Source organism: bacterium (assembly GCA_035419245.1).
In the GTDB taxonomy this organism is placed as follows: Bacteria; Zhuqueibacterota; Zhuqueibacteria; order Residuimicrobiales; family Residuimicrobiaceae; genus JAKPUX01.
In genome coordinates this window covers 308,363-330,752 of the sequence record DAOLSP010000001.1, presented here as the reverse complement: position 1 = coordinate 330,752, position 22,390 = coordinate 308,363, and the positions used below count along the sequence as shown (strand labels likewise).

Below are 22,390 nucleotides of genomic sequence, written 5' to 3'. Positions count from 1 at the left end.
GAGTGCATGCAGCTAATCCCATTCTGGGCGATAGATGCGTCCGATAAAGAGAGCAGTCCGGCTGTGGTGATCATGAATGACCACTAGGAAGGGGCGGTCGATGCGCATGAAGAATCCGCCGGGCCCTCCGATCGAGGTTGTGCCGACGCCGACCACGGTCACGGCAGCGGCCTCGGTGCCCACCTCGTCTACCTGGACGAAGGAGCAGTGTTTCACATAACTGATAAACAACGGCATCATGGTGCTGATTCCGGAAAAATCGGCGCGTTGGTCGTCAAAGGCGACCGCCATGCCCATCGCTTTGAGGGCATTTTTCATGATGACCTCGCAGGAGAGCTTGAACTTGGGCAGCTGAAGGGTACCCTTTTGCCGGTTGAAGCGGGCGTGCCACTCCTCCCAGGCCGTGTTGTCGAGACGGCTGATGAGGTCGTCCAGTGAGGTCCTGGGCAGAAAGACAGCCATGGCGAACGGTCCGTCTCCATAGGGCAGATCCACCGCCTGGAAAAGTTCATTTTCGAAATAGGGGAGGGTTTCGGTCAATTGCATCATCCGGCAGGAGGTCTGGCTACTGTCGGCCAGGAAAAAATGGTCCGGCCTGGTTTCTGCGGGGTCGAATTCGGTGGTCCAGTCGCCCTTGAAATAGATTGCATTGAGTAGGAGCATCATCAAATCGGAGTCAATCGTGTCGATGACCTTCTGGATACGGCCGTTGGTCTTGTTGCTGACCCAGTCGTTGATGATCGAGAGCGCCTGTGGGGCGTTGAAATCTAGAGGTTCTATGGTTGCATTATAAGCGAGCCGGTTGCGGGAGATGAAATCGGGCTTGACCTGCACCCCCTGACGGTACCAGATGGCATTGGCGATCCGGAACTGGACCGACCAATCGAGGCTCATCAGCATGCTGGAGAGTCCGGAGAGGGCGGTATTGAGTTCATCCCGGCTATATCCGGAGAAGCCGAGGGTGGTGCGCATGGCGGTCTCGGTCTCGCCGCCGGCGCCGTTATAGGCCATAGCGAGAGCGAGGGTGACACTGAGGGGTGAGATGAAGGTGTTCTGCTGGTCGTGCTCCGCGGCGATCCTTTTGAGTAGGCGCCAGCCGAATTCGTTGCTGCTTTGCGAGAGTCCGGCCTCCTGTGTTGTGAGCGGCCGGCCGGGCGGATTCTGACGCGGCGCAACCGGGGCAAAATCGCGGGAACAGCTCCACGACGAGATGAACAATCCGCATAGAAAGAGGGCCGCATATCGGCGCATAGCAGGTTCTCCTTGTGATCCGGATACCAATTAGGAAGGTTGCAACCCAATGATTACAGTCACTGAAATGCAAATGACGTGCCATAAAGGCCAAATCCGTCAGCCAGAGGAAGGATCGTACTTGCACAAGTATAATAATTTCAATGCTAATTGTCGCTGATCCACAAGGCGGTTCCGCCTGGGCCGGGGACAAAGAGCGGGCTCTCAGAAAACTGAGGATGATAGTCAGTTTTTTAGCCAGGTGCCGCAGCGCAGTGGATAATCTCCTTGCAAAAAAGGCCAGATTTGAGTATTATGGAAAAATATATACAGGCGATTTTGTGAAAGGAAGTGCATGCGAATTCTGCCGGCTTTGCTGCTGCTGATGACTTGCGCGCACGCCAGTGACACGCTCTACTATACCCTGCCACCGGCGGCGATCGATCAGGATATCCGCCGCGTCGCGGGATATGACTGGTCTCATGCTGAAAAAATGGTCTACTTCTCGGAGCGCTTCCTGGGTGCACCCTATTCGCTGGTATGCGAAGGAGAGGGCGAGAACGGCCGGTATGAAAACGAACCCTTGTTGAATCTGCGACAGATCAACTGTATGACCTATTGTGAAATTGTCATCGCCATGGCCCTCTCGCGCAATTACGAAGAGATGTTCAACGTCCTGCAGCATATCCGCTACCGGAACGGTTATATCAGCATGGCGACGCGCAACCACTATACCATGGTCGATTGGTTGCCCGAGAACCGCTGGTGTCTGGACGAGGTGACCCGTCAGGTGGGCGGCGGCGACGTGGTTGAATCGACCCGGACGATCCGGCATGGGGCGTTCTTCCAACGCAAGGGCATCACCAACCTTCCGGCCGTCCTGCCGGACCGGACGGCGACCGTCCCCTATATTCCGCTCGACCGGCTGGCGGCGCATGAGGCAAACTTGAAGAGCGGCGATGTGGTCGCCCTCATCCAGGACAAGCCGGATATTTTTTCGGCGCACATGCTGCTGATTATCAAGCGGGAGGGCCGGACATGGTTCCGGCATGCCAGCATGAGCGACGGAAAGGTCATCGACGAACCCTTTGGGGAGTATATTGCCAAGCTTGGCAAGCGACCCCTCTATCAGGGCATGAGCTTCATGCGCATCAAAGAAAATGTAGACTGGGCATTGCCCGCGGCTACGCGCGGGAAAAATCCCTTACAACCGTAGCTGCATCGGTCGGGAGGCATCATGGGTGGGGTTTGGGAGCGCAACAGGTTTGTTTTTATATTTGTATTGTGCAGCCTGGCTCTGAGGGAGTCCGGCTGCGGCGGAGAGCAACTTTCGCGGACGGCGCAGTCGGCAATTGCGGGCTGGCGTTTGTCAGAGGCGGCCGTATTCGCCGGCGACAAGCCGGCCAATGCCGCGGTGGCGGCGCTGCTGAAGGCCCTGGCTTCCCCGAGCGGCAAGGGCCTGGCGGTCAGCGAGCAGGAATTTCGTGAGCAATTGGGCAAACTGCTTCCCGAAGTTTACGCCGAGAATGTGATCAAGTATGCGACCCCGCAGAGCGTGGCGATTCAGAATCGTGAGCATGCGGACTATCGCAAGATCTTTTTGAAACCGCGCCGGATCAAGGCCGGAGTTGAATTCCTCGCCGAGCAGCGGAGCATACTGGACAAAGCCGCTGCCGAATTTGGGGTAGCGCAAAAGGATATTGTCGCCATCCTGATGTGGGAATCGGGCCTCGGTGAATTTGTCGGCAACCATTTGATCTTTAATGTGCTGCTAGGGCAGATTCTTTATCTTGACCAGGCGCGTGATCTGGCGGTTTGTGATCTGATCAGTCGCGGCGAAGCGGATTCGTCGCTGCTGCGGATCAGCGAGGCCGAGGCGCGGCGTCTGGAACGACTGAAACGAAGTGCTGTGGTCAACCTCGCAGCCCTGCTGCGGGTGAGCAAGGAGAAGGGGGTTGATGCAACCCGACTGCGGGGATCGTGGGGGGGAGCGATCGGCTATGTCCAGTTCATGCCGAGTTCCATGCAATTTGCCCGGGATGGCAACGGCGATGGCCGGATCGATCTGTGCACCTGGCCGGATGCCATTTTCTCCATCGCCAATTTTCTCCACGAAAATGGCTATGGCACCCATGAAAAATCGCGGCGGCGCGCCCTTCAGGCCTATAATCCGCTCGACTCGTACGTCGATGGCGTCATCGAGTACGCCGAGGCGGTATCGAAAAAGCAGCCGTAATCATCAGGAGAAGAGAAGCACGAGGCCAGGGCATGCCCCCAAAAAGTCATTACACCCGTTTCAAATTCGAGGGGCCCTTCATCAGGGGGTATGATGCCTTCAACCACATTGCCACAGTGGGTCTGGACCTGCGCTGGCGCCGCAAGAGTGCTACGGTCGTCGTGCGGGAGATGAGGGGCTCGGCAGCGACCTTGGTGCTCGATCTGGCCTGCGGCACGGGGGATATGGCACGCGCCATCGCACAGGTGGCACCCGGGGCGCGGGTGATCGGTTCCGATCCCTCCCAGACTATGCTCTTCGAGGGGCGCGACAAGCTTTCGGACTGGAATGGGCGCATCGCCATGGTGCGCGCTGTCGGCCGGCTGCCGTTTCGCGACGCCAGCTTTGCAGCGATTACCTGCGCTTTCGGCGTGCGCAATTTCATCCATTTGGAAGAGGAGATGCGCGAAGCCTTGCGCCTATTGCAGCCCGGGGGATGGATTCATGTGCTCGAATTTTTCCTTCCAGGGAACTGGTTGACCAGGGCGGTGCTCAAGAGCTACAACGCCCTGGTCTTCCCCTTTCTCGGTTTCATATTGACGGGCCGGATTCGACCTTACCGTTATCTCTTCAACTCCATCTTCACTTTCCGCAGCGTGCCCGATTTCACTGAATTGCTGCAGCGTACCGGTTATGGGCAGGTCCGGGTTCGGAGGTTCTTTTTTGGTATGGTCCATCTGGTCAGCGCGAACAAACCGGCGGCCAGCCGGGCGTCCTCTCTTTAACGTTCAGGGAACTTTTATGGCGACGATCAAAACCTATTTTCTGGCCACGCGGCCCTGGTCCTATACGGTCAGCGTCTTGCCGCCCTTTTTCGGGCTGTTGACCGCTCTCAGCATCGCCCCCGGCCTGGTTGTCAACTGGCTCCACTTCGGCTTGACCGTGCTCGGGTGTGTTATCGTCCATTCCGGTGCCAACACCCTTTCGGATTATTTTGACTACAAAAGGCATGTCGATCGGGAGGGGACCTATGGCTCGAGCGGCATGCTGGTCTCCCAAAAGATGACGCCAACGGAGATGCTGCGGTGGGCCCTGATTCTTTATGCCGCGGCTGGTCTGATCGGCTTCTATCTGGTTCTTCATGTCCCCAATCCATTTCCGCTGCTCTGGCTGATTGCGGCCGGCTTTGTCCTGGGTTTTTTTTACACGATGGCGCCCTTCAATTTCAAGTATCATGCCCTGGGGGATATTGGGGTTTTTCTCGCCTTTGGATTGCTGATCCCCCTGGGCGCTTATACAGTCCAAACCGGCTATCCCTCCTGGACCCCGGTGCTTTATGGCCTGCCGGCGGCCTTGCTGGTGGACGCCATCCTGCACAGCAATAATTTACGCGATATCCCCTTCGATGCCGCGGTGGAAATCAAGACGGTGCCCATCATCATCGGCGAGCGCGGGGCGCAGTGGATGTATTATCTCCTGGTTCTGGGGTCTTTTCTGACCGTAGCCGGGCTCATCCTCTTCGCCGGCTTGACGCCCTGGGGCTTGCTCACTTTTCTTTCGCTGCCGGTCGCGCTGCGGAACATCCGCAGGGTGCATGCGAAGCCGCACATGCCGATCGAAAAATTCGCCGGCATCGATGCCGCCACGGCGCAGCACCATATGATGTTCAGCTTGCTCTTTATCGCCGCCCTGGCGATCGGGGTTCTCTTTTAAGGGAATTGCGCCGATGAAAAAAGGTGTTTTCTATTTTTCCATTGCCTTGGCGTTCTTGCTCTGGTATGTGATGTTTGTTCTCCGGCCCTTCAATTTCTGGTTGATGATGGCCTTCAGCACGAGCCTGCTCTCGCTGATCGTGCTCTGGATCGGCAAGCCTTTCGCGGAGAAGGGCGAGTGGCGCTGGAGCAACGTGCTGATTGGTGTGGTCTCGGCGTTGGTGCTTTACGGCGTGTTCTGGATCGGCAACCAGGTGCTCGTGCTCGGGGAGAGACTGCTGCCGCAGCTCATCTCCAGCCGGCCGGAAAACCTGGCGTCGATCTATGGCAACCGCGGCAGTCTGGCGCCGCACTGGATCGCCCTGCTGCTTTTTTTCCCGATCGGCTTCGGCGAGGAATTCTTTTGGCGGGGGCTGGTGCAGAACAGGTTCAGCACCCGCTTGGGCCGCTGGCGTGCTTTTTTCCTCACCACTTTTCTCTATACGGCCGTTCACTTCGCCACCGGCAACCTGGTCTTGCTCCTGGCGGCGGTTACTTGCGGACTCTATTGGGGGGCCCTGTATGCCTGGCGGGGTGCACTGTTGCCCGTGTTGATCTCGCATATGATCTGGGATCCCCTGATTTTTGTTTTTTTCCCGGTTCAATAGAGAAGCGAGTCCGGTTATGGGCGACAGGGAGAAAAAGACGCAGCGCGGTTGCAACAGCTGCCCAGATAGGCTTGAACGCTGCGTGCCCGCCCTTTTCCTCATGCTGATTTTCGCAGCCGCTCTTGCGGCAGCGCCCATCTCGGCCGATTCCGCCGCGACGGCACCGCCGCTGCTGGTCAGGCTGGATGGTGATATCGCAGATGGCCGTCTCGATGACTATTCGCTGATCCAGGCCGCTTTTATCCTCTCCGGGGCGACGGTGGAGGATAGCCTGCGAAGCTGTCTTTCCTGGTATGACGATTTGCTCGAACGGCTGCGAGGGTGCCACCTTGATCCTTTCCAGCGCCTCGAATCCGCCTCGACTATCTTCAGTTACCTCCATTCCTTCTGTCTGCGCGAGTACAAGGAGGAGGCGACGACGCTGCTGGATGTGGTGCGCCGCCAGAAATACAACTGCGTAGCCGGTACGATCCTTTACAATCTGGTCTGCGACGATTTGGGATTTAGAACCGAAGCCTTTGAGACCCCAAGCCATGTCTATACTATTTTTGCCGATTTCACCCAGACCGTCACGGTGGAAAACACCTCGCCCATGGGCTTTAATATCATGCGCAATCTCAGAGCATACTCCGCCTATCTGCTCGGGTATTATCCGAAGAACCGCGCCGCGCAGATTGGACTGGACCGCATTTATGCATACGAAAATTCCCGCGGCCGGCGCATCAGTAATACCGAGCTGTTGGGGCTGCTGGCCTATAATCGTGCCTACTTTGCACAACGCGAGAACGACTTTGCCTCGGCCTATGCCTTTGTTTTGCTGGCCCAGGCCTTCAACCGGGACTCGCGGTCCAACATCCAGTTCGAGCAGGATCTCTATTTCCGCTGGGGCCGGACGCTTTTTCAGAACGGGGAGTACGACAGGGCCTTTTCGGTTTTTGCCGACGGCACCTACCGCTATCGGGATATGAAAGAATTGGCGCAGAACTGCCGCGCGGCCTTCTTCCAGGGGCTGCGGAAGCACCGGATGCAGGGCGATTGGCCTGCGAGCCGCCGTCTGATCGAGGAAATGGCTGGCCTCGACCTTCTCGATCCGCCGCAGCAGGCTGAACAGACGGCCATCCTAGCGGAGTGGGCGGAGGATTTGTACCGGCGTGCCGACCGCAAATCACTGCTCGAATGCCTCGACCTGCTTTCTGCAGGCGATCAGGACCGCTGGAATGCATTGCGGCGCGCCGCAGAGGCGCTGCCTGAATAGGCAAGGGCATCACGTTCGCAGGAGATCAATATGATTCTTTACGATCTGAATCTCTTTTTAAGGCTGTCGGCCGATCTGAACTATTTGCTGGTCGTCAAACCGACCGATTGGCGCAGCGTCCTGGAGATCGTTCTCGGCGAGCACAAGCCGACCCGAGCCGTGCAGGAGATCATCATCGAGACCATGGCCTACATCGATCAGGTCTACGGCCGCAAGCGGCGGCGCTTGGGGGCACAGGCGATCATCCACCCCCTGCGTGCAACCGCCCTGCTCTCGCGTAGCATGACCTCCATCCTGCATGTGGATCTCATGGCCACCCTGCTCCATGATCGCTTCGAAGATTTTCCCCCCGCCAGCAAGCCGGCCGACTTTGGAGAATTGGTGGATGCCCCCTTGCGCAGCATCATGGCCAGGCTGCCAGAGGATGAACGCTGGTTTTTGACAGAGCGGTTGTATTGGCTGACCAAGCAGCCCGGCGAAAGCTATTACCGCTACATTGGCCGGATGCTAACACAGGCCTGCCGTACCCCGGAAGCCGTACGCGTCAAGCTGGCTGATCGGCTCGACAATACGCTCGATATGCGCATGGATTTGAAAGACACCTTCAGTCAGGTCGATTTTTTTGAGCAGCTCTTTCAAATGATGTTTCTGCCCAACTACCACCGTTATAGACCGGAGGCGCCACACGCTGTACGAACGGGGATGGATGGCTCCGAGCGCCTGTATCAACTTTATAAAAATATTGTGTTGATCTCCCTCGTTAGGCAACGGAAAGCGGCCGTGGATGATGCCATCAGCCATAACCTGTTTGAGGCGCTTTTGCGCGCCAGCATCAAGGAGGCCCAAAGAATAGCTCTGCACATTTTTTCCTACCATCAGACCGACATTAGCCGGATACGGGAGCTGATCATCGAAACCATGATCTATGTGCATGAAGGCGGGATCGATGCGGTTACCGCGCCGGTGCTGGGGAAGCGGTTGGATGGTTTGCTGGTGGAATATTTCCACGAGCCCGACCGCCAGATCCGCAGAAAAAAGTTGCATGAATTATACAAGGATAAGGACCTGATGGTGGAGGCGTCGATTGCGTTTATCGTCATCTTTTATTGTTTTCTAGACGATCCCGACTATTTTGTGCATGGCATCAGCGAGGAGGGCATCAGCCCCCGATAGCCTCCGCTTTTCCTGCCCCCTTTTCCGGTTCCGCCCGGAGCTGCCGATATTTTGTTTTGAAATGTCCCTGATTTTGAATACCTTTATGGTTATCTGATACAATTCGATGCAATCCTGGATGAGGATATCCATGTCCATGACCGCGAAGAAGAACGCCGCTGCGCTCCATCTGATGGTGGCGGGGATGATCGCAATGAGCCTGTTTGCACCGTTTGCCCGGGCGGCTGGGCTCTCCGACGCGGTGGTTGACCAAACCATCGCCCTCCTGAAAAGCCGGTACGATTCCGGACAGCACATCCGCATTGAGCAGGGGGTACGTCAGGCCGCCGCACTGTGGCGGGTCGATGACGGACAGGCCGCGGAATTCAGCAATTTCTGTCTCAACCATTTTGCTGCAGATTCCAGCGCACGCGCGGCTCTCCTTGCTCGTTACGAAGGTAACCTTGAATCACTTTACGGCCACGCACACGAGGTAGGCCGCGATTTCAGTCGTCCGCTGCAACTCGATTTCGGCCCCGTCTTGCCCGTCGATTACCTTTTCGCCGAATATAGTCCCTTTGCACACCTATCCGAGGATCTTTTTAGCAGCAAGATTGCTTTCGCGGCGCTGCTTAATTTTCCGCTCTATTCCCTCAAGGAACGGCTGCAGCAGGGCCCCGGCTGGAGCCGGACAGATTGGGCGCAGATGCGTCTGGTTAACCAGTTCAATACCAGGGTCCCTGCGGAGGTGCTTCAGGAGGCCACCCGTTCTTATGTTCAGGCCGATGACTATATCTCTAACTATAATATTTATTTGCACGGCTTGCTCGATGAGAAGGGGAATCACCTCTTTCCTGAAGGGCTAAAACTGATCACCCATTGGGGATTGCGCGATGAACTAAAAGGACAGTATGATGTGCCGGGGGGACTGGCACGCCAGCGCCTGATCACCAGCGTGATGGAACGCATCATCCGCCAGGAAATCCCCCAGGAGGTTATCGACTCCCCGACGGCGGTCTGGGCTCCCTACTCAAACACGGTGCTGGTGGATGGTCGGATGACGGCAACTGTTGCGGAGCCCGATGTGCGTTATGCCCATTTGCTGGCTATTTTTCAGGCGGAGCGTAAAAGTGATCCCTATTATCCTGGCGAGCCGACCAAAATCGTCCGGCGTTTCGATCGCGATCGGGAGATCCCGGAGGCGGAATTTGAGGCTCTGTTGACGCGGGTGCTCACCGATGCGGCCGCCCGGGAGGTGGCCCGGCTAATTTCTCGCCGTCTCGGCCGCAAGCTCGAACCCTTTGACATCTGGTACAATGGATTCAAGCCGAAGAGCATCTACGACGAAGCCCGCCTCGATCAGATCGTCAGCGGCCGCTATCCGACCACCGCAGCGTTTCAAGCCGACCTGCCGCAACTCCTGACCGGACTGGATTTTGCTCCGGCGACCGCGGCCTGGCTTGCCTCCAAGATCACAGTTGATCCCTCGCGCGGCGCGGGCCATGCCTTAGGCGCGATGCGCCGTGAGGACAACGCCCATCTGCGTACCCGGATCCCTGCTGAGGGTATGCGTTACAAGGGGTACAACATCGCCGTTCATGAGCTTGGCCATTGCGTCGAGCAGGTCTTTTCGCTCAACAGGATGGATCACACCCTGCTGGCCGGCGTGCCCAATACCGCCTTCACCGAGGCTTTTGCCTTTGTCTTCCAGCGCCGCGACCTCGAATTGCTCGGCTTGACCGCTGCTGATCCACAGGCCGGCTATCTGCACGCCCTCGACACCTATTGGGCCACCTGTGAAATCGCCGCGGTCGGTCTGGTCGATATAAAGGTCTGGCACTGGATGTACGATCACCCCGCCGCAACACCCGCGGAGCTGAAGTGCGCCGTTCTGGAGATCGCTGGCCAGGTCTGGAACCGTTATTTTGCACCGCTCATCGGCAGCCGCGATGTGGTGCTGCTGGCGATCTACTCGCATTTAATTGATAGCGGGCTTTATCTTCCCGATTACGCCCTTGGGCATATTATCAGTTTTCAGATTGAAGATTATCTGCAAGGCCGGAATCTTGGACAGGAGATGGAGCGGATGTGCCGACTGGGAATGCTGACTCCCGATGCCTGGATGCGGGCGGCTGTGCAGCGTCCCGTCTCGGCGGGACCCCTGCTTGATGCGGTCCATGCAGCGATCAAGGCGATGAAAATATGAAACGCATCGGTCAATATACCCTTTGGATCTGGCTGGTTTCGGGGCTGATCATTGCTGGAAAGAGCGCTGCGGTTGAAATTCGCTACGGCCTCTCGCAGTTGCAACAGGACACCTTGGGGCGCCGTGCCATGATGCCGCTCGACGGCGTCTGGACCATGCAGATTGGTGGCAGCGGCGAATGGCAGGGATTCCAGTTGCCGGCGCCCCTGCGGCTGCGCGATCAATTCATGTTTGTCAGAAGATTCTCGCTCGACAGCAGCATGATCGCCAATGCCTACGAGCTGGCTTTTAACGGCATAGACGGCTCGAGCACGATTTATCTGAACAAAAAGATCATCGCAATCCATTCCGCCGGCACAGCACCCTTAACGGTGACGCTGAGCGACAAGGATCTCTTCGTCAACGCGGAGAATGAACTGGTGGTGCAGATGGATTGCCGGCTGGATTATCGCCGCAGCGTGCCGTTGCTGGTGCGCAACCGCGGTATACCCCTTTCGGGTAATGGCCTCTTCCGGCCTGTCGTCCTGCGGAAGGGTGCAACTCCCTTTGTCGCTGCGATCACTCTGACTCCGGGGGAGAGCGCAGGGTTTGGGTCCCTGGATATCGCTGTCCGCGCAACGGTCTTGTTGGGCAAGCCGGACAGCCTCACGCTTGCTGCACTCTCAAAGCTGCGCGGAGCGGTGGAGATCCTCGACAGCCAAACCGCCCTGCCGGTCTACACCTCCCCGCTGCTGCCGTTGAATCCAGCTTCAAGCGACACGGCAACCCTTCAGGCTCCGGCCGTGATTCCCGACTTTCATTTCTGGCGGCCAGGTGCGCCTGAGCGTTACCGCGTTGTTGTGCAACTCCTGGAAGGTGGTGTGGTGGTGGACCGCGCATCCGTCTATTTCGCGCTCTCACAGCCCCGGCAATGGCTGGAAGCAAGCCGCGGCAAGAGTGGCGGCTTCCGTTACCGCGCCGTCGAATGGGTGGAGGATGCGACACACGTGCTGCTGACCCCGGCCCAGCAGGAACAGCAAATTGCACAGGACCTGCAGGGGATTACTGAACTTGGAGCCAATACGGTGCGTCTGCCCGGCGGCATTCCCGGCGAATCCTTTCTCCGCCGCTGCGACAGTCTCGGCTTGGCCGTGATGGCCGAGATTCCCATGGCCAATATCCCCTCGGCGCATCTCGATAATGATGTGATCCGGATGAAAGCTAAAAAGGCGCTCACCGATCTGATTCTCGCCTTCCGGGATCATCCCTGCATTGCCGCCTGGGGTCTGGGCACCGGATACAATCCCGGCGACCGCCAGGCGGAGACTTTTCTGCGCGAATTTGCCGCCATCGCCCGCACCCTCGATAGCCGGCCGGTTTATGCCGGTGTTCGCGGCCGCAATCGGAACACCGGCTCTCTGCCGGTTGATCTGGAAATCGTTGAGGTGCCTCCCGAAAAAATCGCCACCTTCAAGGCCGGTTCCTGGCGCGCGCCGGGAAGTTATCTGCTGCAGTTCGCTTCGCCCATGACGATCCGTAGTGCCAACGACCGCTCTGCGCAGCAGAACCAGGCTTATTATTTGAAAATGGCCATTCTCGAGACGGAACGGCTGGGTGAGGCGGCCGGGTTGCTGGTCACGCCCTGGCGCGACTGGAGCGGCGAGAGTCCGCATACCTACTGGGGTCCACGCCTGAACAGCCCCCTTTATCTTTGCGGCCTGCTAGATGCTGCAGGACAGCAGCGCCTGGCCTGGCAGGTGACCAAAGCGGCTTTCACCGGCACGGCCATGCCCGAGCTGTTGCCAGCCGATCTCACCGTCGACGATCCGGCGGTTTTTCAGATTGTCAGCATCGCCTTGATCGTTTTGCTGCTCTTTTATATTCGCCGCGACAAGCGCATGAGCCATTACCTGCACCGCGTGTTCGTCTATCCGCACGGTTTCTACATGGATCTGATCGAGAACCGCCAGGTCAACCCTTTTTTAACCGGGGTGGTAGGTTTGGCTTCCTTTTTGACGATGAGCACTCTTCTGGCAAGCCTGGTCTTTTTTCTGCGCGAGAACAGCCTATTCGATGAAATTCTTACCTGGTTCTTTCCGGGCGCAACGGCCAAAGATCAGGCCATCCTTCTGATTTGGCATCCCGAACGGATGATTTTCGTCTTCACCGGGCTGATGATCGGAATCGCACTGCTGCAGAGTCTGGTTTACAAAATGGTCGTCTTTGGACAGCACCGTTATCTGCGTTTCAGCCAGATTGTCACCTTTACTTTCTGGGTGCCAGCCAATTTCATCTTCGCCCTGCCGCTGGCGGTCGTACTGTTCCGGATTCTGACACAATCAAATCTGGTGATGGCGGCGCTGATCTACTTTGTGCTCATCCTGGTCTGGTTTTTCCTGCGCGCCCTGCGTGGCACGCGCGTGATTTTACAGATTTCTTTCCTTAAAACCCTGCTGGTGGTGATCGCTGCCGCCGGCATTATCGCCCTGGTGATCGGGCTTTACCTGGAGCAATCCCGTGCGATGCTTGCCTATGCCGCTTATTATCGGGCTCTCCTGGGACTTTAAAAAGCGCCCGGATCATCGCATGCTGGAGATGTAACGTGTTCAGGATTTATTCGATGACTAATCCAACCAATATTGACGGGGCCGTGTGTACCTTTCAGAACTAACTATAGTCGGTTTCAAGTCTTTTGCCAAAAAGACGCATCTCAAGATGCATGACGGCATAACCGGTATCGTCGGCCCAAACGGCTGCGGCAAGAGCAATATTGTCGATTCGATCCGCTGGGTCATGGGCGAGCAGAAGAGTGGCGCCTTGCGCAGCGAAGTGATGGGCAACGTGATCTTTAACGGTACCGCCACAGCCAAACCCGTCGGCATGGCCGAGGTCTCGCTGAAGATCGAGAACAGCGGCAACACCTTGCCGATAGATTATGCCGAGGTTATTATCACGCGCCGGCTGTTTCGTTCCGGCGAGAGCCAGTACCTCATCAACGGCAACAGCTGCCGCCTTAAGGATATTCTGGATCTTTTCATGGATACGGGAGCCGGTCCGCATACCTATTCCGTGATCGAGCTGCCTCAGGTTGAGCGCATCCTCAGCGGCAAGGAAGATGAACGGCGGCACATCTTCGAAGAGGCCGCAGGGATCACAAAATACAAGCTGCGACGCAAGGCCACCTTCCGCAAACTTGAATCGACCGAAAAGGATCTGATCCGCATCGAGGACATCATGTCCGAAGTGGAAAAGAATGTGCGCTCGTTGCGACGCCAGGTGGCCAAGGCGGAGCGTTATCAAGAGATTATCACCGAGCTGCGCGACCAGGAAATCAAGCTGGCGAATCACGACTTTAGCCAGATTCTGGATGAGCTCGAGCCTGCCGAAGTCAAGCTGGGCTTGATCAAGGACGAGCGGGAAGGTGCCTCGAGTTTGCTCGCCAGCCAGGATGCCGATTATGAGGCCACGCGCGCCCAGCTGCTTGAAATTGAGAAAAAATTGCTCGAAAACCAGCGCGCGGTCTCCGACCTGGCCCGTGAAATCCAGAAATTTGAGGAGCGGATTCTGGTCAACAAGGAGCGCATCCGCTCCCTGGAAGAGGCCGGTGTGCGGTCCAGCCAGGAGAAAGAGCTGTTTGAGGCCCGGCTGGTGGAATTGCAGGAAAAGTACAACACCACCCGGGAGCGGCTGCGTGTGGCAGAACACCATCTCGAAGAAAAGCGCGCGGAGTATGAGAAGAAAAACGCGGAGTATCAAGCGGTCCGCATCCAGTTCGAGACGCAGCGTGTTCTCGCCCGCGAAGCGGAGACTCAGGTGCTGCGGATCACCGAAGAACTGAGCCGGAAGCAGAATGAGGGGGAACGCCTCAAGGCAACCGAAGAAAACCTCAGCCAACGCATCAGGCAGCTGGAAAACGAAGCGGCGCGCGAAGAGGCCCGCGCAGCGGAGTTGACGGAGATCCTCGCCGCGAGTCGTGCAGAAGAGGCGGGTCTGGTTGAAACGCTCGGCAAAAGCAAGCAGCGTTTAGTTGAAATCAGCCGACGAGAGGAGGAGGCGAAGCGGCTCTTTGAGGCACTGCAAAAAGCTGAATCCCAGGATCGCAGCCGGATCGAGGTGCTCGGTCATCAAGCCGAGATGGTGCGCCGGCTGATCGATACCTTTGAGGATTATCCCGCCGGTGTGCGTTTTCTCGCAACCCTAAAGAAGGAAGGTTTTGCCACCCACGGGCCACTGGCCAATATCATCCGGGTCGAGAATCAGCATCGCACCGCCATCGCTGCGGCGCTGGCGGAGGCGGCCACCTATCTGGTGGTGGAGGAGTCCACCATGGCCTTCAACGGCATTGGGCTGCTGCGCGAGGAGAGGCGGGGCATCGTCACTTTTGCGCCGCGGCTGGAGATGGGCGAGAGTCTGCGCGAGCGGCCGACTCTGTCGGATTTGGGGGTGATCGGTTGGGCCGATGAACTGGTCTCCTGTGAAGAGCGGTTTCAGGGCCTGGTCCGTCATGTGTTGGGCCCCTTCATCGTCACCCAGGATCTGCAGACGGCGCATCGGGTCTTCGCGGCATTGCGGGGCCAGTCCTACAATGTCGTGACGCTGTCCGGCGAAGTTCTGGCGCATAGCGGTTTTATCCGCGGCGGAGTGCTAAGCAAGAGCCAATCCGATTTCGTCGGCCGGCAGGAGCAGCTGGGTGGATTGATCAAAGAGCTTGAAAAGTTGAACCAGGCTGCCGAGGCACGCCGGATCCAATTGGCTCAACGTGAAACCGAAATCCAGGAAAACAAGATCGAAGCCGAGAAACTGCGCAAGGATATCCTGGAAGCGGAACAGGCGCTGGGTTCGTTGCGGATTCAGCTGGGTCGCCAGACCTTCGAGGAGCAGGCGCTCAGCGAGAGCCGGGCCAAGCGCGAGAGCGAGAAACAGCGGCTGATCGGAGAATTGAGTCAGCTTGGCCACAATCTGGAGCTGCAAAGCCTGGGCGCCGATGATTTGCAGATGCAGCGCAAGGAGAATGCCCTCAAGGCTGCAGCATTGGGCGAGGAGATCAAGGGGATCGAGCAACGGGTCGATTTGGCTGCAAAAGAGGCACGCGAGTTGAACGTGGAGGTCGCCCGGCTACAGAGTGACTTTGAGGCAATGCGCCGTGAGAGCGATGCCCTCAGCCAGCAGATAGCCGAGACCGAGTCGTTGATTAAGTCGCGTCTCGAAGAGAGCCAAAAGGCGGCGGCCGAGATCCAGGAGTTGGGCGAGGTCAACGAGCACTACAACGAGGAGGTTCGCAGGCAGCAGGCCCGCCGGTTCGAATTGCAGGCGGTGCTCGACGAACTGGAAGAGCAGCAGTACCAGGCCAACACGCGGGTAGCGGAGGCGGAAAAGCTGATCCGTTCTTCGCGTAGCAAATTCGACTTGCTCTCCGAGTCTGCGCATCAGATCGAGTTGCGGGTTTCCGAACTGAAGCTGAAGGCGGAGAATCTGCAGGCACGGATGTGGACGGAATTCGAATACAAACCACAGCGGCAGGCAGCGGAACCTGAGTTCAATGCAGATACTGTGCGCCAGCAGCTCGAGAGTCTGCGTGAGCGCATCAAGGAGGTGGGACCGGTCAATCTCCTTGCCCTCAAGGAGTATGAGCAGGAGAAAGAACGGCTTGAATTCTTGCAGACCCAGCGCGATGATCTCATCAAGGCGCGAAAAAATCTCACGGACACGATTGAGATTATCAACACGACCGCGCGGCAGAAATTTCTCGAGACCTTCGAGCAGGTGCAGCGGAATTTTGCTGAGGTTTTCAGCAAGTTTTTTGCTGGCGGCCGGGCCAGTCTGGTATTACAGGAGACGGCTGATCCGCTCGAATCGGAGATCGAAATCTTCGCCACCCCGGGCGGCAAGAAGCCGGCGGCTTTGAGCCTACTCTCGGGCGGAGAAAAGTCGCTGACCGCCATCTCGCTGCTTTTCGCCATTTATCTAGTCAAGCCGAGCCCCTTCTGCATTTTTGACGAGGTGGACGCTCCGCTCGATGATCAGAATGTCCAGCGTTTCACACATGCCTTGCGTGAATTTTCCCAAAATACCCAATTTATCGTCGTGACGCACAACAAGCTCACCATGCGCGCAGCCGACCAGCTCTACGGCGTCACGATGGAGGAACAGGGCATCTCCAAACTGGTCTCCGTCCGTTTCGATCCAATGAAAAACGATCAATTGGTGCCTGAGGCCGGCGCTGCGCCAGTCAATTAAGGAGGAGTCATGCGGGTTAAGATCAAATGGCGTCCAGCCATCACAGGGATTTTTCTCGCTCTGGCTGCCTTGCTGCAGCCGGCTGCTGGTCAGGAGACGCAGAAGTCAGAGCCGCAATTCCGCTTCAACATCGATTATGCCCGCTCGTATTATTCGGATAGCCTTACCTATTGTGAGCTCTATGCAGTCATCCCGCGGAAGCAGCTGACCTACCTTCAGGATCAGGGGCGCTTTAAGGCGGAGTTCAAGGCGACCGCCGAGGTTTTTCGCCAGGACTCGCTGGTGGGTTCGAAGATCTGGCGGAATGTCAATTACGTCGACAGCCTGGCCGATATCAGCGGGGACCAGAGTCTCTTTTGCCTGAACCATTTTATCCTGCCGGACGGCGATTATACGCTCGCCTTCACGATCGAGGATCTCCATAGTGGAACCGCAAAGGGAACCTACCGCTTTCCCCTGCAAATTGCGGCCTTTAAGGGACCGGGCCTCGAGCTCAGCGATCTTCACATTAGTGGATCTATCATTCGTGATACCACCGCATCCCCCTTTTTCAAGAACGGATTTCAGGTTACGCCCAATCCCTCGGGACTCTTTGGTCTCGGGCTGCCCATTCTTTATCTTTATTCCGAAATCTACCATCTGGCTCCGGCCAGCAGTGACAGCGGGGGTAAATACCGTGTTGCCTATAAAATCTACAATGCCGAGGGTCAAGCGGTCAAGGAGGTAGCACCGCGGATGCGCAACAAGCCGGGCGATTCCGCCGTCGAGGTGACGGGGATCAACGTGGTCACCCTGGTCTCGGGCGCCTATCGGGTGGTGGAAGAGGTGACCGACCTGGAGACCGGGTTGAAGGCAACGGGTCTGCGTAAGTTTTTTGTCTATCGCGAGGGGGATTTTGCCGGAGAGGCAGCCGCCCCTCTGCAAAAGCCGGAGGAGATTAAGGGAGCAGGCAGCGCCGGCATCGATGCCGATCGTTATCAGACGATGGGCGAGAAGGAGATCAACCAGGAGTTTGACTACACCCGCTATATCTCGACCAAGGAGGAGCGCAACACCTTCAAGAAGCTCAATCTACCGGGCAAACGGGCTTTCATGAAGGAATTCTGGTCCGGGCGCGATCCCAGTCCGGGCACGCCAGAGAATGAATACAAGCAGGATTATCTTGCGCGGGTGCAAAAGGCCAACACCTCGTATCGCGGCTCATTTCGTGAGGGATGGCGCACCGACCGCGGCCGCATTCTGCTGGTTTATGGCGCTCCGGACGAGGTGGAACGATTCCCGTTCAGCAATGACAACCGCGCCTATGAAATCTGGCACTACTACTCCGTCCAGGGCGGGGTGCAGTTCTATTTTGTCGACAAGCGGGACACCGGCGACCTCGAGCTCGTCCACTCCACAGCCCGTGGCGAGATCTATGACGAGGATTGGGAACACTGGAAGAACCCCAGCAATTGATCCGCGAAAGAGGGGATGAAGCCATGCCACCGGGCGAATTCTCCAGCGCTCCGCGCAGCACGCGGTCGAGGTTCGAATTCCACCGTTTGACGGAGACGCTGAGCGCCTTTTATGCGCTCTCCCGGCCAATGAATGTCCTCATCGCCGGGCTTTCTATCTTTCTGGCGGGATCGGTATGCGGCATCGACGCAGCCTGGCGGCAGTTGATCCTAGCGTGTGCGGTCGGGGCGCTGATCACGGCTGCAGCCAACGGGATCAACGATTACTTTGACATCGAGATCGACCGCATCAACAAGCCGCATCGACCTTTGCCCTCAGCTCGGATCACCAAAGGCGAGTGTTTGCTCTTTGTGTTGCTCTGTTTTGCGGCGGCTGTGGTTCTGGCGTTCCTGATCAATTTCTGGGCTCTGGTCATCACCCTCTCCTCCAGCCTGCTGCTCTACTGGTACAGCGCGCGCCTCAAGCGCACGGTACTCTGGGGCAATCTGGCTGTGAGCCTGGTGACCGGGCTGGCTTTCTTTTTTGGCGGCGTCGCGGTTGGTCATTTCCAGCGAGCCCTGATCCCCGCGGTTTTCAGCTTTTTGATGCACCTCGGTCGCGAAATCATCAAGGATATGGAGGATGTGGAGGGAGATGCCGCTTTACAGGCGATGACACTTCCGGTGGTTTATGGCCTCCTCCCCGCGCGGCGGCTGGCCACTGCCGTGCTGCTGCTACTCCTGGTGGTAACCTGGGCACCCTGGACGCTGGGATTCTACGGCATCGGTTATCTGCTGATCCTGTTGGCGGGCGTCCATTCCGTGCTGCTGCTGGTGATTTGGGCGATATGGCGCCGGCCGGGTCGCGCCACCTGGGGGTGGACGAGCTCCGTGCTCAAGGCGGACATGCTGGTGGGGCTTCTGGCCATCTACGCCGGGCGCTGGTGAAGGAGAACTCATGCGGGCACTATTGCAGCGGGTCACCCATTCTCAGGTCAGGGTGGGTGACGAAGTCATCGGAGCGATCGGACGCGGCTTGACCATTCTTCTGGGCATCCACAGCGAGGATACCCCGCAGATCGCTGAGCGGATGGCTGAAAAGATCGCGCAGCTACGGATTTTTGCCGACACTGCGGGCAAGACCAATCTTTCGGCGGCGGAGGTGGGCGCGGAGATGCTGGTCATCTCCCAGTTTACCCTTTACGCCGACTGCCGTCGCGGTCGGAGGCCGGGTTTTTCCTATGCAGCGCGTCCGGAGATCGCGGAACCGCTCTACGAGCATTTTCTCGCAGTCCTGGGTCGGCTGGGATTCAGGACCGCCAGAGGCCGGTTCGGTGCCGAAATGGTAGTTGAGTTGGCCAATGAGGGCCCCTTTACCCTGTATCTAGACAGCGATGAATTTGAGGTATGACCATGTATCTTGAAAACCATCTACCCCATCGTCCATGTTATCTGGCTTCCCAATCACCGCGGCGCAAACAGCTGCTGCAGCTGATCGGCCTGAAATTTCATGTCATCCCCAGCAGCGTGGACGAGGCGGCCTGCACCGAGACTGATCCCGCCCGGCATGTGCAGACCCTCGCTCTGGCCAAGGCAGAAGAGGTCGGACGCCGCGTGGAGACCGGCCTGATCGTCGGCGCTGATACCATCGTGGTGCTCGATGAGGAAATTCTCGGCAAACCCGTCGACGAGGACGAAGCCGCCAAGATGCTGCGGCGGCTGAGCGGGCGCACCCATCAGGTCTATACCGGATTTGCCATTCACTACCGGCCAGAGGGAGAGAGCATCACCGGTTATGAGGTGACCAATGTCCATTTTCGTCCCCTGGAGGAATGGGAGATCCGCAGTTATGTCGATTCGGGTGGTCCGATGGACAAGGCCGGCGCTTATGGTATTCAGGACCAGAGTGCGCTGTTTGCCGACCGGATTGAGGGCTGTTTTTACAATGTCGTCGGATTTCCCTTAACCCGATTTTATTTGACCCTGTTGAATTTTAACAAAGAGTAAGCCTGTGAATGAAGAATTGAAATCCCTGGGCGAAGAGATCGCTCGACAGCGCCAGGAAAAGGGCATGACCATCGCCCAGCTTTCCGCCAGGACCAAGATCACCGAAGGGTTTCTGGAAAAACTGGAACAGGGCGATTTTGGCTTTTTACCGGTTGTCTATATCCGGGCCTTCATCCGTGCCGTGGCCGCCGAGATCGGTCTTGATCCGGAGGTGATGATGCGGCGTTTCGACAATGCCCGTGGTACTGCGGTCCCCGACCGTTCCACAGCCGAGACGGCGGCACAACCAGCACCGGATAAACCCTTTGCCCCGCCGGCCGAAAAGAGCCTGCGATTGGAGCCGGAGGAGCGGCGTGAACCCGATGATACCGGCCGCTTCAAAAGTCCCTTCACACTGGGTCTTATGCTTCTCGCGCTTCTCGCGCTGCTCTATGTTTTTTTCAGCCACAAACCAAGCAAGGAGCCAAATCCCATGGATGCCGGGATCTCCGTTGTCGCTCCGACGGCAGAGAACCAGCCCTTGCGGGATGCTCCCCTGGTGCCCGTGGATGAGCATAACAAAGTGGACAGCACGGCCGTTTCCCGGTTGATGCTAACCTTAAAGTCGGAGGAGACCGCCTGGGTCCGCATTGTCTACCAGGACAGTCTGGTCGAGGAAGGGGTTTTTACGGAAGGTCTGAGCCGGTCGTGGATCAGCCCGGAGAAATTCTACCTCAAGATCGGCAATGCCGGAGGGATCCGGCTGGCTCTGGATGGTCAGGACCTTGGCTATCCGGGCAAGAAGGGCCAGGTGGTGACGATCGTGGTGACCAAAGAGGGGGTGGCCCCGCTCGATCCCACCGCGGCGCCCGCCCTGCTCACCCGGATGCAACCCTGAGGGACGAAGCGCGATGAATGCCAGAAAACCGCAGCGTATCTATTTTCTCGCTATTTGTGGTACGGCCATGGCCTCCCTGGCGGCGATGCTCCAGCACATGGGGTACCGGGTCTATGGGTCGGATAGCGGTATCTATCCACCGATGAGCGATTTTCTTGCCACACTGGGGATTGAGGCGTTTTCCGGTTTTGACCCAGCCCATCTCGATCCCGCGCCCGATCTGGTGGTGGTCGGCAATGTTATTTCGCGCGGCAATGTCGAGATCGAGGAGATACTCGACCGACGCATTCCCTATATCTCGCTGCCGGACGCCCTGCGGGAATTTTGCATCCGCGGGCACCGCTCGATTGTGGTCACAGGCACCCATGGCAAGACGACCACGACCTCCCTGATCGCCTGGATCTTCGAGCAAGCCGGGCGTGATCCCAATTTCCTCGTCGGCGGTATCCCCAATAATTTTGGTCGCGGCTTTCAAGTTGGCAAGGGCGAGGAGATCATTCTGGAGGGAGATGAGTATGATTCGGCCTACTTTGACAAGGCCGCCAAGTTCTTGCGCTACCTTCCGGATATCGGTGTTATCAACCACATCGAGTTCGATCATGCCGATATCTACAATAATCTGGAAGAGATCCTGGTCGCCTTCCGCCGCTTCGTCAACCTGATTCCGCGCAGCGGCCTTCTGGTCAGTTGTGCCGATTACGAGACGGTTCGTGGTGTCAGCGAACGGGCTTTTTGTCCGGTTGAGAGTTTTGGCTTCTCTGTAGAGGCTTTATGGCAGCCTCGTGACCTTGTGCTGACCGGGACGGGAATCCGGTTCACCGTCCTGCACGGCGGTGAGGCCCTGGGGGAGGTGGAGGTTGACCTCCTTGGGGATCATAATGTGCGCAACGTGCTGGCGGCGATCGCTGTGGCCCGGCATGGCGGTATCGCCTTTTCTTCCATACAGGCCGCGCTGAAGAGCTTTACCGGCATCCGGCGTCGTCTCGAGTTCAAGGGAGAGGCCGGCGGTGTCGCAATTTATGATGATTTCGGCCATCACCCGACGGCTATCCTCGAGACTTTGCGGGGGTTTCGCCGCTGCCATCCGGACAGGCGGATCTGGGCGCTCTTTGAACCGCGCTCCGCCACGACTCGGCGCTCGGTTTTTCAAAACGAGATGGCCACAGCCTTTGCCGAGGCGGATGCCGCCCTGATCGCCCCGGTCGACCGACCTGATAAGGCCCCGGCGGGACAGCTTTTCTCCACCGAAACCCTAGCGGCCGACTTGCGCCGCATGGGTCGGGAGGCCGTTGCGGTGGCATCAGTCGATGAGATGCTCACATACCTCCTCAGCCGTATCCAGCCGGGAGATGTGGTCATTTCCTTCAGCAACGGTCCCTTTGGGGGCATTCATGATAAATTATTGACGGCATTAAAGGAATAGACGGCTTTTAAAGGTGA

Annotated in this window: 17 protein-coding genes; 16 read left to right on the top strand and 1 reads right to left on the bottom strand. The window is 57.7% G+C overall.

What is annotated here, in order from left to right; translation table 11 throughout:
- Positions 1-12 precede the first annotated feature (12 nt).
- The gene (locus PLH32_01295) at positions 13-1,251 is read right to left on the bottom strand and encodes a serpin family protein (GenBank protein ID HQJ63224.1); all 1,239 of its coding nucleotides are present in this window, start codon (positions 1,249-1,251) and stop codon (positions 13-15) included.
- A gap of 334 nt (positions 1,252-1,585) precedes the next feature.
- On the opposite strand from PLH32_01295, the gene PLH32_01290 reads away from it, so the two are divergent.
- The 16 genes from PLH32_01290 (at position 1,586) to mpl (ending at position 22,373) form a co-directional block, all read left to right on the top strand.
- Complete coding sequence (locus tag PLH32_01290) at positions 1,586-2,446, top strand: DUF1460 domain-containing protein (protein ID HQJ63223.1); 861 nt, start codon at positions 1,586-1,588, stop codon at positions 2,444-2,446.
- 21 nt (positions 2,447-2,467) lie between these two features.
- Positions 2,468-3,466, top strand: a complete 999-nt coding sequence (locus PLH32_01285) for a lytic murein transglycosylase (GenBank protein ID HQJ63222.1) — start codon at positions 2,468-2,470, stop codon at positions 3,464-3,466.
- A gap of 32 nt (positions 3,467-3,498) precedes the next feature.
- Positions 3,499-4,230 carry a ubiquinone/menaquinone biosynthesis methyltransferase gene (locus PLH32_01280; protein HQJ63221.1) on the top strand — a complete coding sequence of 244 codons (732 nt, stop codon included), beginning with the start codon at positions 3,499-3,501 and terminating at the stop codon, positions 4,228-4,230.
- A gap of 16 nt (positions 4,231-4,246) precedes the next feature.
- Complete coding sequence (locus tag PLH32_01275; GenBank protein HQJ63220.1) at positions 4,247-5,158, top strand: prenyltransferase; 912 nt, start codon at positions 4,247-4,249, stop codon at positions 5,156-5,158.
- Between the two features lie 13 nt (positions 5,159-5,171).
- Positions 5,172-5,804 carry a type II CAAX endopeptidase family protein gene (locus PLH32_01270; protein ID HQJ63219.1) on the top strand — a complete coding sequence of 211 codons (633 nt, stop codon included), beginning with the start codon at positions 5,172-5,174 and terminating at the stop codon, positions 5,802-5,804.
- 82 nt (positions 5,805-5,886) lie between these two features.
- A complete protein-coding gene (locus PLH32_01265; GenBank protein HQJ63218.1) occupies positions 5,887-7,059 on the top strand; it encodes a hypothetical protein in 1,173 nt (390 codons plus the stop codon).
- A gap of 30 nt (positions 7,060-7,089) precedes the next feature.
- Entirely contained in the window at positions 7,090-8,232 is a 1,143-nt protein-coding gene (locus PLH32_01260; GenBank protein HQJ63217.1) for a hypothetical protein, read from the top strand.
- Between the two features lie 130 nt (positions 8,233-8,362).
- A complete protein-coding gene (locus PLH32_01255) occupies positions 8,363-10,417 on the top strand; it encodes a hypothetical protein (GenBank protein HQJ63216.1) in 2,055 nt (684 codons plus the stop codon).
- Positions 10,414-12,963 (top strand): hypothetical protein, encoded by a 2,550-nt coding sequence (locus tag PLH32_01250; GenBank protein HQJ63215.1) that lies wholly within the window; start codon positions 10,414-10,416, stop codon positions 12,961-12,963. Before PLH32_01255 ends, PLH32_01250 begins: the two co-directional genes overlap by 4 nt.
- Positions 12,964-13,048: 85 nt before the next feature.
- Positions 13,049-16,633, top strand: coding sequence for a chromosome segregation protein SMC (gene smc, locus PLH32_01245; GenBank protein ID HQJ63214.1), 3,585 nt, complete (start codon positions 13,049-13,051; stop codon positions 16,631-16,633).
- A 9-nt stretch (positions 16,634-16,642) separates the two neighbouring features.
- Entirely contained in the window at positions 16,643-18,088 is a 1,446-nt protein-coding gene (locus PLH32_01240; GenBank protein ID HQJ63213.1) for a GWxTD domain-containing protein, read from the top strand.
- A gap of 23 nt (positions 18,089-18,111) precedes the next feature.
- Positions 18,112-19,014 (top strand): geranylgeranylglycerol-phosphate geranylgeranyltransferase, encoded by a 903-nt coding sequence (locus tag PLH32_01235; protein HQJ63212.1) that lies wholly within the window; start codon positions 18,112-18,114, stop codon positions 19,012-19,014.
- Between the two features lie 10 nt (positions 19,015-19,024).
- On the top strand, positions 19,025-19,477 hold the full coding sequence (gene dtd, locus PLH32_01230; protein HQJ63211.1) for a D-aminoacyl-tRNA deacylase: 453 nt from the start codon (positions 19,025-19,027) through the stop codon (positions 19,475-19,477).
- Positions 19,474-20,073 carry a Maf family protein gene (locus tag PLH32_01225; protein HQJ63210.1) on the top strand — a complete coding sequence of 200 codons (600 nt, stop codon included), beginning with the start codon at positions 19,474-19,476 and terminating at the stop codon, positions 20,071-20,073. Before dtd ends, PLH32_01225 begins: the two co-directional genes overlap by 4 nt.
- A gap of 4 nt (positions 20,074-20,077) precedes the next feature.
- Positions 20,078-20,950: a helix-turn-helix domain-containing protein gene (locus PLH32_01220; GenBank protein ID HQJ63209.1), complete on the top strand. Its 873-nt coding sequence runs from the start codon at positions 20,078-20,080 to the stop codon at positions 20,948-20,950.
- Between the two features lie 13 nt (positions 20,951-20,963).
- Positions 20,964-22,373: a UDP-N-acetylmuramate:L-alanyl-gamma-D-glutamyl-meso-diaminopimelate ligase gene (gene mpl, locus PLH32_01215; GenBank protein HQJ63208.1), complete on the top strand. Its 1,410-nt coding sequence runs from the start codon at positions 20,964-20,966 to the stop codon at positions 22,371-22,373.
- Positions 22,374-22,390: the final 17 nt, after the last annotated feature.